This is a genomic window from Micromonospora humida (assembly GCF_016901255.1).
Taxonomy (GTDB): domain Bacteria; phylum Actinomycetota; class Actinomycetes; order Mycobacteriales; family Micromonosporaceae; genus Micromonospora; species Micromonospora wenchangensis.
On record NZ_JAFEUC010000001.1, the window covers coordinates 605,300 to 618,471 of the forward strand.

General features: G+C 76.3%; 8 protein-coding genes. 2 read left to right on the forward strand and 6 right to left on the reverse strand.

Annotated elements, in window-relative coordinates; all coding sequences use genetic code 11:
- The first annotated feature begins 5 nt into the window (after window positions 1-5).
- Entirely contained in the window at window positions 6-1,184 is a 1,179-nt protein-coding gene (gene aroC, locus JQX11_RS02540) for a chorismate synthase (RefSeq protein WP_204923273.1), read from the forward strand.
- Window positions 1,185-1,409: 225 nt separating this feature from the next.
- Complete coding sequence (locus JQX11_RS02545) at window positions 1,410-3,149, forward strand: ricin-type beta-trefoil lectin domain protein (RefSeq protein WP_204923274.1); 1,740 nt, start codon at window positions 1,410-1,412, stop codon at window positions 3,147-3,149.
- On the opposite strand, the gene JQX11_RS02550 is transcribed toward JQX11_RS02545, so the two are convergent.
- The 6 genes from JQX11_RS02550 to JQX11_RS02575 form a co-directional block, all read right to left on the reverse strand.
- Window positions 3,146-4,054 (reverse strand): hypothetical protein, encoded by a 909-nt coding sequence (locus JQX11_RS02550; RefSeq protein ID WP_204923276.1) that lies wholly within the window; start codon window positions 4,052-4,054, stop codon window positions 3,146-3,148. The genes JQX11_RS02545 and JQX11_RS02550 overlap by 4 nt on opposite strands.
- A gap of 76 nt (window positions 4,055-4,130) precedes the next feature.
- Window positions 4,131-4,760: a sigma-70 family RNA polymerase sigma factor gene (locus tag JQX11_RS02555; RefSeq protein ID WP_228542817.1), complete on the reverse strand. Its 630-nt coding sequence runs from the start codon at window positions 4,758-4,760 to the stop codon at window positions 4,131-4,133.
- Window positions 4,761-4,962: 202 nt separating this feature from the next.
- Window positions 4,963-8,349, reverse strand: coding sequence for an AAA family ATPase (locus JQX11_RS02560; protein ID WP_204923278.1), 3,387 nt, complete (start codon window positions 8,347-8,349; stop codon window positions 4,963-4,965).
- 103 nt (window positions 8,350-8,452) lie between these two features.
- On the reverse strand, window positions 8,453-10,984 hold the full coding sequence (locus JQX11_RS02565) for a hypothetical protein (RefSeq protein ID WP_204923280.1): 2,532 nt from the start codon (window positions 10,982-10,984) through the stop codon (window positions 8,453-8,455).
- Window positions 10,981-12,072 carry a hypothetical protein gene (locus JQX11_RS02570; RefSeq protein WP_204923282.1) on the reverse strand — a complete coding sequence of 364 codons (1,092 nt, stop codon included), beginning with the start codon at window positions 12,070-12,072 and terminating at the stop codon, window positions 10,981-10,983. Before JQX11_RS02570 ends, JQX11_RS02565 begins: the two co-directional genes overlap by 4 nt.
- Window positions 12,069-13,157: a hypothetical protein gene (locus JQX11_RS02575; RefSeq protein ID WP_204923284.1), complete on the reverse strand. Its 1,089-nt coding sequence runs from the start codon at window positions 13,155-13,157 to the stop codon at window positions 12,069-12,071. Before JQX11_RS02575 ends, JQX11_RS02570 begins: the two co-directional genes overlap by 4 nt.
- Between the last annotated feature and the right edge of the window lie 15 nt (window positions 13,158-13,172).

Here is a 13,172-nt window from a genome sequence, read left to right on the forward strand (position 1 = left end):
CGGCGGTGTTGCGTTGGCTGACTGCAGGTGAATCGCATGGTCCGGCTCTGGTGGCGTTGTTGGAGGGGGTTCCCGCCGGGGTGGCGGTGACTTCCGGTGACATCGCGGGTGAGTTGGCGCGTCGTCGGCTCGGCTACGGCCGGGGTGCGCGGATGGCGTTCGAGCAGGATGAGGTCGAGGTCGTCGGTGGTGTGCGGCACGGGTTGACGTTGGGTAGTCCGGTGGCGATCCGGGTGGGGAACTCGGAGTGGCCGAAGTGGCGGACGGTGATGGCCGCCGACCCGGTCGATGCGGACGAGTTGGCGAGTCAGGCGCGTAACGCCCCGTTGACGCGTCCCCGTCCGGGTCATGCTGATCTGGCCGGGATGCAGAAGTACGGCCACACGGATGCGCGGCCGATCCTGGAGCGGGCCAGCGCCCGGGAAACCGCCGCGCGGGTCGCCGTCGGGACGGTGGCGAAGGCCCTGGTGAAGCAGGCCCTCGGAATCGAAATCGTGTCGCATGTGGTGGAGCTTGGGTCGGTGGCGGTGAAGCCGGGTTTGCGGCCGGTGCCGGAGGATGCGCAGCGGATCGACGCGGACCCGTTGCGGTGTCTCGACGCGGACGCGAGCGCCCGGATGGTGGCGGAGGTGGATGCGGCGAAGAAGGCCGCCGACACGTTGGGTGGGGTGGTGGAGGTGTTGGCGTATGGGGTGCCGCCGGGTCTGGGTAGTCATGTGCAGTGGGATCGGAAGCTTGATGCGCGGTTGGCGACGGCGTTGATGTCGATTCAGGCGATCAAGGGTGTGGAGATCGGGGACGGGTGGTTGCAGGCGCGGTCGCGGGGGTCGGAGGCGCATGACGAGATCGTGCCGACGGCGACGGGGGTGCGTCGGGTGACGGATCGGGCGGGTGGGTTGGAGGGTGGGATCACGACGGGTGAGCCGGTGCGGGTGCGGGCGGCGATGAAGCCGATCTCATCGTTGAACCGGGCGTTGTCGACGGTGGATGTGGCCACGGGTGAGCCGGCGACAGCGATCAACCAGCGGTCGGACGTGTGTGCCGTTCCCGCTGCGGCGGTGGTCGCGGAGGCGATGGTGGCGTTGGTCCTCGCGGAGGCGGCGGTGGAGAAGTTCGGTGGTGACTCGGTGACCGAGATCCGCCGCAACCTGACCGGCTACCTCGACACCATCGTCATCCGGTGAGCGCGAGGAGTGCGGCGCAGCGCAGCCCCACAGCCGCGAGCGCCGGGTCGACCCGGTGACGTCCGGCAGGTCGGCGGCGTGCCGACCTGCCGGACGACCCGGACCACCCACCCCGGCAGCGCCGCGATCAACGGCACCCGGCAAACTCCACGCTGATCCGACTGAACCTTCGGCTGGCTCGGTGCGTTGAGAGGTCGAAGCCACAGCCTGTCGAGGAGCGCACCGGTGCCACTGACCTCCACGTCCCACCGCCAGCGGCTGGAACGACTCGTCGGTGGGGTGCGGCAACGGCTGTCACCACTGACCGGCGTCGTCCGACGGGGAATGTCCCGCCTGCCCGGCCCGCCGATCGTGGCACGGATCGTCGCCGGGCTGATGGCGCTGGCGCTCGCCGTCCTCGCCGGCTTCGCCGCCAGCACCGGATTCGGCACGGCCACCGCCGAGACCGTGGAGGGCAAACCGGTCCCCGCCGAGCAGGTGCCCCTGATCGCCCAGGCCGCGCTCTCCTGCCCGACCCTAACCGCGCCCCGGCTGGCCGGTCAGCTCATGGCCGCCTCCGGGTTCGTGGCCGACGCCCGCACCGACGACGGCGGCTCCGGGGTGGCCGGCCTCACCGACGAACTCTGGCAGCGGTGGCTGCCCTGGCCCGACGCGCCCCGGCTGGACGTCGCCGCGAACATCGTCGCGCTGGCCCACCACATGTGCGACCTCGTCGGGCAGGTGTCGCACGGCGACATCGACGGGGACACCTGGCAGCTCGCGCTCGCCGCACACCGTTCCGGGATGCCCGCCGTCCAGGCCGACCGGGGCGTCCCCGACGCTGCGGCCGGGTACGTGCGGACCGTCGTCGGCTACGCCGAGTGGTACTCCCGCCAGCCCGACTTCGACCCGGACGCGGCGGACACGTCACCGACGCCCGCCCCACCCGCGCCACCCGCCGGCAGCGCGCCACGCCCCATCCCCGACGAGCACCTGGCGGCGATCCTCGCCGCCGGCCGGACCTGCCCGGCGGTGACCCCGGCGAAGATCGCCGGTCAGCTCATGGCGGCGTCCGGGTTCAACCCGAACCTGCTCGGCCCCAACGGCGCGCAGGGCATCGCCCAGTTCCTCCCCACCGTGTGGAGCCGCTACGCGACCGCCGGCCAGTCACCGTGGGACGCCGCCACGGCGATCGCCACGCTCGGCAAGACGATGTGCGCCCTCACCACCGACCTGGGTGGGCTCACCGCCGACCCGTACCCGCTCGCGCTGGCCGCCTTCCAGTGGGGGCCCGGGGTGCAGGCCGGCGGCGCACCCGACCTGGGCACGGTGGACGAGAACGCCGGCCGGGTCCTCGCCTACGCCGCCTTCTACGCCCAGGATCCGCGGCTCGGTGGGCGTCCGTCCCCGCGTCCCCCGCTGCCGGCCGGTACCAGGGGCCCGGTGCTGGCCCTGCCGCCCACGCCCGCCGGCGCGGGCCCCGCTCCGGGTGGCAAGCCGACCAGGCCGGGCGCCACCCCGACCAGGCCCGCCCCGGCGGGCGCCGCCCCGTCCACGCAGGCGGCGGCCCGGCCGACCACCCCGCCGCCAGCGGCGGCGGCATCCACCGGCTACCGCATCCGCGGGTACGGCAGCACCTGCCTGTACGCCCCCTCGACCGTGGACGGCCAGCAGCTGGTGATCTGGGACTGCAACGGCTCGGCCCGGCAGAAGTGGACGTTCGGCGGCGACGGCACGATCCGGATGGGCTCGCTCTGCATGGACCTGGCGGACGCCTCCAGCGCCGACGGCACCCGCATCCAGCTGGCGACCTGCAACGGCGGCTGGGCGCAGAAGTTCTGGATCAACGGCTCCGGTGATCTGGTCAACTCGGCGATCGGCCGGTGCGTCGACATCCGGGACTGGTCCACCGCCAACGGCACCGGCCTGCAACTGTGGACGTGCACCGGTGAGGCCAACCAGAAGTGGACGCGGGTGAAGGTCTAGCGGGGGCCGGCGGGGCGGCCGATCCGGGCCGACACCAGCGCCGTCCCGTCGGTCTCCGCGACGGCGAAGAACGCCAGCGTGTCGATCGCGGCGGGGATCTCCCCGGTGACCTCCTGCGGCCCGGCGGTCGCCGTCCACTGCGCCACCTGGTAGGTGCGGGTGTCGGCGGCGACCGCGTAGAGGCGGTACTGCACCCCCGCCGTCAGGCCGAGCACGGTGGCCCGCACGTCGGAGGCCGGTCCGGGGCCGTCGGTGCGGGCCGAGACGGTGACGGACAGCCGGGTGGCGGCACCGACCCCCTCCACCGTCACCCCGGCGGCGACCGGGTTGACCGTGGACCGCCGGGCGTCGGGCGCGCCGCCCTGCTGCCGCTGCCCGAGCGTGACCCCCAGGGACACCGCCGCGACCATGGCGAGTGTGCCGGCGACGAGCCACCGCCGTCGACCCCGCCGGGCCCGGTCGGGCGCGCGGCCGGCCGGACCACGCCCGTCCACGCCCCGGGAGGGCGGCCGGTCCGCCGGCCCCGGACGTGACGGCGACGAATCCGGCGGGGCCGCCGACGGGCCGGGACGCGGCGCGATGGCGCCGCCGGTGGCGGGGGCTTCACCGAGGTCCGGGGCGGCGGTGGGGGCCGCGTCGGCGGCCGGCAGGGCCGGGGCGGCGGTGGCGTCGGCCGGACCGGTGCGCAGGTCGGCGATCTCGCCGGGGGTGAGCCCGGAGAACGCCCCCACCAGGGGGCCCAGCCGGTCGCACTCGTCGAGGCAGATCGTGCAGGTGCCGAGGTGGCGTTCGAACTCCCACTCGTCCTGCGGGTCGAGGTCACCCCACAGGTAGGGAGCGCACTGCTCCAGCGGGGCGTGGGCCACCGGACCGGGGGCGTCGCTGTCGCTTCGGAGGTCGGTCATGGCCTGTCAGCTCTGCTCGGGGAGGCAGCGCCTCGCGGCCCCGCCGCCGCAATCGTATGCCATCGCGGTCGTCGCCTCACGCACCGTCGACCTCCCCTATGACGGCGCGCAACGCGCGCAGGGCGTAGTGGGCGCGGGACTTGACGGTGCCCTCGGCGATGCCGAACTCCGCCGCGATCTCGGCGGTGGACAGCCCCCGGAAGTAGACGGCCTCCACCACCCGGCGGTGCTCGACGCTGATCCGGGGTAGGGCGTCGCGGATGGTCCGCGCCGTCACCACCCGCTCCGCCACGTCGGCGGTCGCCGGCATCCGGCTGAGATCCAGCGCGCCGACCTCGGTCGGGCGGGCCTGCCGGGCCCGCGCCACGTCGATGGCGACCCGGCGGGCCACGGTGAACAGCCAGCGCCGTTGGGTCTCCAGGTCGGCGGCGAGGCTGTCGATGCTGCGCCAGGCCCGCATCATCGTCTCCTGGAGCAGGTCCTCGGCGAGCTGCCGTTCACCGGAGGCCAGCCGGAGCAGGAACCGGAACAGCGGCTCGGCGTGCACCGCGTGCAGCTCCCGCAGCCGCGCGTCGGGGGCCAGGTCGGCGGCGGGTGGCGGGGGCCCGGCGTCGACGGCCGACGCGTCCACGGTGTCGGCTGCCGCCACCCCGATGCCGGCCCCGCCCGGCGCGTCCGCGTCCGGCCCGCGAGAAAGACCTGCCAACCGGTGCCTCCCCAGCACGCTCACCGTCCGCGCGACCGGCCGCGCGGGCGCGCCCGCACCTCCGGTCCCACGTCGATCCAGGAGAGCATACGGGGCACCGTCGGACCCGCTGTCGCTGATGCCGCCCGTCACCCGACGGCGCAGCCGGCTCCGATGCGGACGGTCCACCGGCCGCAGCCGCCACCCGGTGCCACCGGGTCGGTCAGCCATGCGACGCCGTCGCGGAGGTGACGTCCTCGGCCCGCAGGGTACGCAGGTCCGCGACGGTCGGCCCGGTCAGGCCGCGCAGCCGACCCGCCTGCCGGGTCACCGCCTCGTCGAGCACCTGGCGGGCGTACCGGCCGTTGCCGAAGGCCGGACCGTGCGGGGCCTGCTCGAAGTGCTGGCGCAGCGCGGTCAGCGTGTCCCCGGGGCAGTCGTACCCGCCCGCGCGGGCCAGCCCCTCGAAGATGGCGACCAGCTCGTCGGCGGTGTACGGGGCGAAGTGGACCCGGCGGGAGAACCGGGAGGCCAGGCCGGCGTTCGCGGCGAGGAACTGGGCGATCTCCGCCTCGTAACCGGCGACGATAACCACCACCTCGTCGCGGTGGTCCTCCATCAGCTTGACCAGCGTGTCGATCGCCTCCCGGCCGAAGTCGTTGCGGGCGTCCGGTGGTGCCAACGTGTACGCCTCGTCGATGAACAGCACCCCGCCCCGGGCCCGTTCGAACGCCTCCCGGGTGCGTTGCGCGGTGTGCCCGACGTACTCGCCCACCAGGTCGGCGCGGGCCACCTCGACCAGCTGACCGCCACGCAACACCCCCAGCGCGGTCAGCAGTTGCCCGTAGAGGCGGGCGACCGTGGTCTTGCCGGTGCCCGGTGGCCCGGAGAAGACCAGGTGCCGGGAGACCGACGGCGCGGGCAGGCCGGCCCGCACCCGGGTCCGGACGGCGGCCAGCAGGTCGATCAGGTCGGCCACCTCCTGCTTCACCGCGTCCAACCCGATCATGGCGTGCAGCCGGGCCAGCAGCGCGTCCACCGCACCGGCCGGCGGCCCGTCGTCGGCCGGGCCGGCCGCCGCCTCGTCGAGATCCTGCGGCAGCAACTGGGCCAGCTCCACCCCCGAGGCGGCACCGCTGCCGGACAACCGGAACGCCTGCCGGCTGACCATCTCCTCGAAGGTCTGCCGGGCCACCCGGGCGTTGCCGAACGACCCGGTACGCGGCATCGACTCGAACCACGACTCCAGGGCGAGCCGGGTGTCGTACTCCAGGGCGTAGTGGTGGTCGCGGCACAGCCGCTCGACGATCTGCACCAGCTCCGGGGAGGTGTAGCTCTCGAACTCGACGGTCTTGGAGAACCGGGAGGCCAACCCGGGGTTCGCCGCCAGGAACGTGCGCATCTGCGCCGAGTAGCCGGCGACGATCACCACCACCTCGTCGCGGTGGTCCTCCATCAGCTTGACCAGGGTGTCGACCGCCTCCCGACCGAAGTCGTGCCCCGAGCCGCCACCGTCGACCGGGGCCAGGGTGTACGCCTCGTCGATGAACAGCACCCCGCCGATCGCCTCGCGGAACCGTTCGGTGGTCTTCACCGCCGTACCGCCGATGTGTTCGGCGACCAGGTCGGCGCGGGCCACCTCGACCAGTTGCCCGCCGGGCAGCACACCGAGGGCGGCCAGGATGCGGCCGTAGAGCCGGGCCACGGTGGTCTTCCCGGTCCCCGGCGCACCCGCGAAGATCATGTGCCTGGACATGGGCGGGGCGGGCAGCCCGGCGGCGGCCCGCCGCCGGCTGATCCGGTGCAGCCCGACCAGGGTCGCCACCTCCCGCTTCACCCCGGCCAGACCGACCAGCGCGTCCAGTTCGGCCAGCAGCGGCGCGGCCGGGTCGTCGGCGGGCGGGGCACCGGCCGACGGCGTCGCCGGCACCGGCACGGCGGGATCGGCGGCCCGCGCCGGAGCGGCCGGGTCGGGCCGCCCGACCGGCTCCGGCGGCCGGTGCGGCCCGTCCGCCGGCGGGCCGACGGACCCGGGGCCGCCGGCGCGACCGGTGGGCGCGGGATCGGCGTCGGTGCCGACGAGTTCCACCGCGGCGTCGTCCACCGTGGTACGCAGCCGCCCGCCCGCGTTACCCCGCAGTTCGGTCTCGACCAGCCGCACCGGTCGGCGCGTCTGCACCAGCACCCCCGGGCCGGTGTTGCCGAACACCTCGCACCCGGTCACCTCGCCCTGCGACTCCCCGGCGAACCACACCCCCGGCCCGTCGCCGCCCCGCACCCGGCTGCGCCGCAGCTGCACCGTCGCCCCCTGCTGGGCGGTCAGCCCGGCACCCCGGCTGCCGAGCACGTCCACACTGGTGGCCCGCAGCCGCCCGGCCGACACGACGAGACCGGTGGCGCAGTCGCGCAGGGTCGTCCCCTCCACGGTCAGCTCCCCGTCGGTCACCGACACCCCGGCCGACCCGGCGTCGGTCACCGCTCCCCCTCGCGCCCGGAGCCGCGCCGACTCCGCGACCCGCAGCCCCTCCTGCGTCGGCGCTGTGACGGTCAGGTCGTCGACCTCGGGTCGGGAGGTGCCCCGGGCCAGCAGCCCGGACCGGGCCCGGACGATCGTCACCTCCCGGGCGCTGCCGGTCGCCGCGTCGGCGAAGAGCAGGCCTACCCCGTCGGTGGCGGTCAGCGTGCCGCCGTCGATCCGGGGCGCCGCCGTGCCGCTGACGACCACCGCAGCCCCGGTCGTCGTCTCGACCCGTAACCCCAGGTAACTGCCGGTGGCGGCGGCCTGCACGCTCAGCCCGTGCCCGCCCTCGACGCCGAGGTCGCAGTCGCGCAGCGTCGGGTCGGCCGTCCCGTCGACCAGCACCGCCGGGCCGGTCGCCGTGCGGATCTCGCAGCCGGTCAGCTCGGGCCTGCCACCGGTCACCAGCACCGGGGTGCCACCGGTGTCCACGATCCGGGTGTCGACCAGCCGGACCGTGCCGTCCTCGACCACCACGCCGGGGCCGTCGACGGCGGAGACCACGCACTGCTCCACCAGCCCCCGACCGCCCCCGGTGCACAACAGCCCGCTGCCGCGTACGTCGGTGATCGTGCAGCCGCGCAGCACCGGGTCGCCGCCGGTGACGGCCACCGCAACGGTGCCGATCCCGGCGACGGTGGTACGGGCGATCTCACCGGTGCCGGCGCGTTCGAACAGCAGGCCCGCCCCGGCGGGGTTGCCCACCCGGCAGTCCCGCATGGTCAGCTCGCCCCGGGGCACGTGCACCGCGACGACACCACCGGCCCGTACGCCGCACCGGGTGAGCTCCAGCCGACCACCGCCGACCTGGACGGCCGGCAGGTGCCCGCCACCACCGAGCAGCTCGATCCCGTGCAGCGTCACCTCTCCCGCGCCGACGTGCAGCACCACCCCCTCTCCCCCGTCGATGGTGACCGTGCCCGGTCCCTCCTCGGCGATCAGCGTCACGTCGCCGCCGAGCTGGAGCTGTTCCCGGTACACCCCCGGCTGCACGACGACGGTGGCACCGGCCGGGGCGACGGCCAACGCGCCGGCGATCGTCGGCGGGCACCCCTGCTCCGTCTGGGAGACCGCCATCACGGTGCTGTTCACCCCTCACCACCCTCTCGTCTGGTTGATCCCCCGCCCACCGCACCCCGCCGGCCGACCGGCGACGGGCGGGTTCCGTCGTGCCGACCCGCCCCACCACCGGCGGTCACCCCGACGGCGGGGCGAACAACCGCCCCGCCCCGTCGACGCCGACCCCCACCGGTAGCGGCGCAGTGCCGCCGCCTGCCGCGTCCCCCACCCCGGCGACCGCCCGCAACCGCTGCAACGTCTGCTCGCCGCCCCGGGTCGGTCGGCCGGCCGGCAACTCCCGCAGGAACACCTGCCGCAGCTCGCGGTCGCCCACCGGCTCGTCCGCCAGCACCTGGAAGCACGTCCCGGCGGGAAAGACCGCCGTACCGTCGGTGCGTGATCCGGTGTGGACGCCGGCCGGTGTGGCACGGGCCCCGGTGCCGGTCGTGCCGAGACCGCCCAGCCGGCGGGCGCCGACGGACCAGATCACGAACCGCACCCCGGCGTCCGGCGCCGGCGCGGGCGTCGGGTCGACGTCGAGGAAGGCCGGCTCCACCAGCAGCGTGCCGGGCGGGTAGCCGCCCGGCGGTGCGACGGCCGCGGCGCGGAAGACCGGGCCGAAGACCACCGGCAGGCGACGCAGGCCGTAGCCCACCCAGCGGGCCAGCACCGCCGGATCGTCGGCCGGCGCGGCGTCGCCGCGCAGGACCGCGTTCACCGTCTCCCGTTCGCCGACGCAGTAGGCGCGGACCGCGACCAGGCCCGCCGGCAGGTCCGGCGCGCTCACCGCCGCCACCCGCAGACCGGGTTCCTCCGCCAGGGTCCGGGTCACCACCTGCGTGTACGAGTCGTAGCGGCCGGCGAGGATCCGCCGCAGCGACGTCCGGTCCCTGGCGGTGGGCGCACTCCCGTCCAGCCGGAACGTCACCGGGACCCGCGTCGGGTCCGGCGGGGCCGGTCGCGGTCCGGGGACGGCGGCCGGCGGCACCCCGGGGCCGTCGGCCACCGGGCCGGGCACCGGTTCCGGTCGGCCCGGCACCGCGTCGGGCGTCCCGACCGGGATGTCCGGACGGTCGGGGGCCGGGGCCGGTTGGTCGTGGGCTGCGGCGGGTGGCACGGTCGGGTCGGGGGCCGGGCTCTGCGGGCCGGGCGGGGCCGCGTCCGTCGGCTCCGGGGCCGGCGGACGGACGTCCCCGGTCACCTCCGGCGACGCGACCCGCAGCAGGTCGAGTGAGGGAGCGGCGATCCGCTGCCACCGGTGCACACAGTCCACCGGCACGGCTGCCGGGTCGACGGCCGACGCGGACACGCCGACCAGGAGCACGCCCGGGGTGTACGGGGCCGCACCGGCACCGTCCGACGGCACGGCGGCCGGCCCGGCCCGGCGGGCGGCGGTCACGATCGGCTCGGCACGGGTCATGGCGGGCGCGGTGCCGGTCATGGCGGTTGCGGTGCCGGTTATGGCGGGCGCGGCACCGGTCGTGGCCGGCGCGGCACCGGTCGTGGCGGGCGCGTCGTCGGGTGGTCCGGAGGTGGCGGGCGCGTTGGGTGGCGTGGGAGGCGCTGTGGGGAGGCCCGCCGGGGCGGGGAGCACCGGGCCGAGGTCGGTCACCGTGCGGGCGGTGCCGGCCGCCGGCCGGGGACGCCACCGGCGGAACGTGCCCGTGGTGGTCAGCAGCCCCGTCGCGGTCACCTCGACCCGGGCGTCACCGGCGACGACCGGAACGCCGAGGGCGTCGGCGAGAGCCCCGAACAGCATCCCGGCCGTGGCGGGGTACGGTGCGTCCCCGCAGAGCACCACGGGTCTCCCGGCACGCCGCAGGGCCGCCAGGTGACCGGCGAGCACCCCGGGCGGCACCGGCCGGCCGTCCACCTGGAAGCCGCCCGCGCCGAGCGCCACCTCGACCAGGTACACGTCGAGCGGCACCGGAGCCTGCCGTCCGGGTCCCGGGAGATCGTCGCGCCCCAGCGGCGTCCCGGCGGGGTCGGGCAGGAAGGACCAGCCACCGGGGACCGGTCGTCCCGGCGGGCGGCCCCGGTCACCGGCCGGCTGTCCACCGGGAGCAGCCGGACCGCCACCATCCGTCCGCTCCGGCCGTCCCGCGTCCTCAACGGACCTGTCGGGCCCGACGGCCGGTGGTGGCCAGCCGGAGGGCAGCCACGTGTAGCCGTCCCCGACCGGGGCGACCAGCCAGCCCTCGGGGCCGCCGACCTGCCGGGTCGGCCCGGCAGGTGGCGGGCACCAGGCGGCGGGCGGCTGCTCCGGTCGGGCCGGCCCACCGTCGGCGACGATCCACCGGCGGGCCGCCGGTACCGCCCGGGTGGACACGGCCGGGGCGTCCAGCGGCACCGCCCCGTCGATCCCGAGATCCGTGGCGAGGCCGGCCGCCAGGTCCGGCACCGCCACCGGGTCGGCATAGCCGCCGAGCGGGACCAGCCGGAACCCGGCGGCCGACCCGCCGAGCTGGCGGGGCAGCAGGTCGGCCAGGAGAGCGAACAGGTCCGGTCGGGCCGACACGGTCACCGAGCAGAGCACCACGGTACGGTCCGGGTCGGCCGGCAGCCCGGCGGCCACCCCGGCCAGGGCGGCGTACGGCTCCGTGGCGGCGTGGACGAGGAGCACGGCACCGACGACGGCGGCGTGTACGGGGTCGGGCGGGTCGGTCATCGTCGGTCAGCCGCCGTCCGGGTGGCCGCGCGGGTGGCCTCGACCAGAGCCGCCCGGGACCGGTGCACCGCCACCGCGTCCACGTCGGGGGGCGCGTAGCCGGCCGCCCGGATCGCCGCCAGCAGGCCCTCGTCCGGGGCGATCCGGTACCGGGTGAGGTAGTGCGCGGTGGCGGCGGACCAGATCCACCGGCCGTCGCCGAGCAGGTCCACCGGCACCGTGCGGCCCGGGGTGACCACGTCGGGCACCCGGGCCGGGCCGGTGAACAGGGGGAACCCGCCGGCGAGGTAGCCGGCGACCCGGTTCGCCTCCGCGGTCGACAGTCGGGCCCGGTCGGGGCCGAACGTCGGGTTCCCGGTCGCGTCGAGGGTGTCGAAGGTGGCCGCGACGCGTACCCGATCGGCCGGTCGGGCGGCCCAGAGCAGGACGGCCCCCGCGAGCGCCCGCCGGTGGTACGTCGGCAGCCCGGCGAGGTGCCCGAAGACCTCGACCAGCGGGTCGGTCTCGCCCACCGCCGCCAGGGCGGCCTGGAGCCGCGCGGTGAGCGCGACCGCCCCGGCGCGGGCCTGGACCAGATAGACCCGGCTGGCCGACGGGTACGGCGTGGCCGACGCCGGGCGTCGACAGACCCGCCACAGCCCGCCGGGCTGTGGCTCCCCGCCGCCGAGGGCGTCGACGGCGGCCCGGTCGACCGCGTCCCCGCCGTCGGACGCCACGCCCCCGACAGGCGGGTGCCCACCGGAGGGGGCCGACCCGGGCGGCCCGGCGGCGTGACCGTTGCCGGGCTGGCCGGGGTCGGCGGGTGGGTCCGGTGTCCAGAGGTAGGGCGGGGTGTGGTCGTCCCCGGCGCGGGGCAGGTCGGCGAGCAGGTCGTCGGGCGCACCGACCCCGACGAGCACCCCGCTGAGCAGCAGCACGTCGGGGTCGGTCAGCCGGATCTGCCGGGCGACGGCGGCGAAGGCCACCATCCGGGCGACCTCGGTCACCGCACCGTCGGCCAGCCGGGCGCGGGCGGTGCCGAGCAGCGCGGCGGGGGCCTGCCCGGCGATCCGCAGCAGGAGCCGGTGCATCGCCGACGGCACGCTCATGCCTCCACAACGGGGGGCCCGCCGTGATGGTTCACCCCGGTCCGGTCGGGGTCGCACATCGCCGCGAAGAGGTACGACAGCGAACGGTGCACCGCCACCGCGTCGAGGGCCGGGGCGGTGTAGTCGGCGGCCCGGATCGCCGCGAGCAGGTCCGCTTCGGGGGCGAAGCCGTACTGGTCGGCGTAGTAGGTGACCGCCTCCGACCACAGCCACCGCCCGTCGCCCCGGACACCCGTGGGTACCGGGTCGGCGGCCGACGCCGGATCGAAGCCGTCAGCCGACCGGTGCGGGCTGGTCAGCAGCGGCACCCCCGCGCCGAGGTAGGCGACGACCCGTTCCGCCTCGTCGTCGCCGAGGGTGCCGGGTGGATCGGCGGGGTCCGGCGGGGTGGCCAGCCGCAGCGGGGTGGCGGGGCGGGCGGCCCAGAGCAGCGCCGAGTAGGCCAACGCCCGCCGCTGGTACTCCGGCAGCTCCACCGGCTCACCGAAGACCTCCACCAGCGGATGCCGTTCCCCGGCGGCCTCCAGGATGGACCCGATCCGGGCGGCAAGGGCGACCGGATCCGCGCCCTGCACGAGGTAGAGCCGCTTCGGCGCCGGATACGGCGTCTCCACGGCCGGGTACCGCCAGGCCCGCCAGAGCCCCACCGGCCCGGGTGCGGCAGCCACCGCGGCGATGGCGACCCGGTCCAGGTCGTCGGGCCCGCCCGGGCCGTCCCCACCCACGGTCAGGTCCATGCTGTACGGCATCCGCCCGCCGGCCCCGGCCAGCACCTGCGGGCCCACCGGGGCCATCCCGTACGCCACCGGCGGGGCTTCGCCGGTGGACAGCCCGGCGAGCATGTCGTCGTCCGCACCGGCGTCGGCCAGGACCCCGGCCAGCAGCACCTGCTCGGGCGCGGTGAGCCCGATCCCTGCGGTCAGGCAGGTGAACGCCACCGCCTGGGCCACCTCGGCGAGCTGACCGGTCGCGAGCCACTGCCGGGCCGCGCTGACCACCTCGTCCGGGGCCTGTCCGGCGAGGCGCAGCAGCAGCCGGTGCACGGCGGTACGCCGATCGGTGGTCGGCCCGGTCGTCGTGGTCATGCCCCCACAACGGCC

What these genes read in the sequence shown, in the direction of transcription:
- JQX11_RS02550 (WP_204923276.1), bottom strand. Translation starts at nt 4,054, where the DNA reads ATGACCGACCTCCGAAGCGACAGCGACGCCCCCGGTCCGGTGGCCCAC.
- JQX11_RS02565 (WP_204923280.1), bottom strand. Translation starts at nt 10,984, where the DNA reads ATGACCGACCCGCCCGACCCCGTACACGCCGCCGTCGTCGGTGCCGTG.
- JQX11_RS02575 (WP_204923284.1), bottom strand. Translation starts at nt 13,157, where the DNA reads ATGACCACGACGACCGGGCCGACCACCGATCGGCGTACCGCCGTGCAC.
- JQX11_RS02570 (WP_204923282.1), bottom strand. Translation starts at nt 12,072, where the DNA reads ATGAGCGTGCCGTCGGCGATGCACCGGCTCCTGCTGCGGATCGCCGGG.